A 1,688-nucleotide genomic window follows, 5' to 3' on the forward strand; every position below is an offset into this window, starting at 1 on the left:
GTGTTCGGCGGTGTCCTACTCTCCCACACCCTGTCGAGTGCAGTACCATCGGCGCTGAAGGGCTTAGCTTCCGGGTTCGGAATGGGACCGGGCGTTTCCCCTTCGCTATGACCGCCGTAACTCTATGAAACTGTCACAGTAACCTTCTTCTGATCACCTGGTTTCACCACCCGTCAACACCAGTTTCTGGTGTTGGGGGATGGAGAAAACAGGGTTTCTCATCAGTATCTGTGTGTTGTTTCAGATACCGCACAGTGGACGCGTAGCTTCTTTGTGGTAAGTCCTCGGCCTATTAGTACCAGTCACCTGCATGCATTACTGCACTTCCAGTTCTGGCCTATCAACCCGGTGGTCTGCCGGGGGCCTTACCCCCTCGAGGGGGTGAGAAACCTCATCTTGGAACAGGCTTCCCGCTTAGATGCTTTCAGCGGTTATCCCTTCCGAACGTAGCTAACCAGCGGTGCTCCTGGCGGAACAACTGGCACACCAGAGGTTCGTCCGTCCCGGTCCTCTCGTACTAGGGACAGCCTTCCTCAAGTTTCTAACGCGCGCGGCGGATAGAGACCGAACTGTCTCACGACGTTCTAAACCCAGCTCGCGTGCCGCTTTAATGGGCGAACAGCCCAACCCTTGGGACCTACTCCAGCCCCAGGATGCGACGAGCCGACATCGAGGTGCCAAACCATCCCGTCGATATGGACTCTTGGGGAAGATCAGCCTGTTATCCCCGGGGTACCTTTTATCCGTTGAGCGACACCGCTTCCACTTGCCGGTGCCGGATCACTAGTCCCGACTTTCGTCCCTGCTCGACCTGTCAGTCTCACAGTCAAGCTCCCTTGTGCACTTGCACTCGACACCTGATTGCCAACCAGGCTGAGGGAACCTTTGGGCGCCTCCGTTACATTTTGGGAGGCAACCGCCCCAGTTAAACTACCCACCAGGCACTGTCCCTGAACCAGATCATGGTCCGAGGTTAGAGGTCCAATTCGATCAGAGTGGTATTTCAACAACGACTCCACGATAACTGGCGTCACCGCTTCACAGTCTCCCACCTATCCTACACAAACCGAACCGAACACCAATACCAAGCTGTAGTGAAGGTCCCGGGGTCTTTTCGTCCTGCCGCGCGTAACGAGCATCTTTACTCGTAATGCAATTTCGCCGAGTCTACGGTTGAGACAGCTGAGAAGTCGTTACGCCATTCGTGCAGGTCGGAACTTACCCGACAAGGAATTTCGCTACCTTAGGATGGTTATAGTTACCACCGCCGTTTACTGGGGCTTAAATTCTCAGCTTCGCTCCCGAAGGAACTAACCGGTCCTCTTAACCTTCCAGCACCGGGCAGGCGTCAGTCCGTATACATCGTCTTACGACTTCGCACGGACCTGTGTTTTTAGTAAACAGTCGCTTCTCACTGGTCTCTGCGGCCCCACCCAGCTCAGACAGTAAATGTCGTCACCAGACAGGGCCCCCCTTCTCCCGAAGTTACGGGGGCATTTTGCCGAGTTCCTTAACCATAGTTATCTCGATCGCCTTAGTATTCTCTACCTGACCACCTGTGTCGGTTTGGGGTACGGGCCGTGTGAAAGCTCGCTAGAGGCTTTTCTCGGCAGCATAGGATCACTGAATTCGCCTCAATCGGCTACGCATCACGTCTCAGGCTATGTGCGACCCGGATTTGCCTAGGT

The 1,688-nt window shown here is 55.0% G+C and carries 2 rRNA genes (1 of these 2 running past the window's edge); both read right to left on the reverse strand.

The window, feature by feature from the left end:
- Positions 1 to 2: 2 nt before the first annotated feature.
- Positions 3 to 119 (reverse strand): 5S ribosomal RNA (gene rrf, locus RhoBH5_RS32195).
- A 153-nt stretch (positions 120 to 272) separates the two neighbouring features.
- Positions 273 to 1,688 (reverse strand): 23S ribosomal RNA (locus RhoBH5_RS32200); it runs 1,818 nt beyond the window's last position.

This window comes from Rhodococcus sp. BH5 (assembly GCF_027583855.1).
GTDB lineage: Bacteria > Actinomycetota > Actinomycetes > Mycobacteriales > Mycobacteriaceae > Rhodococcus_F > Rhodococcus_F qingshengii.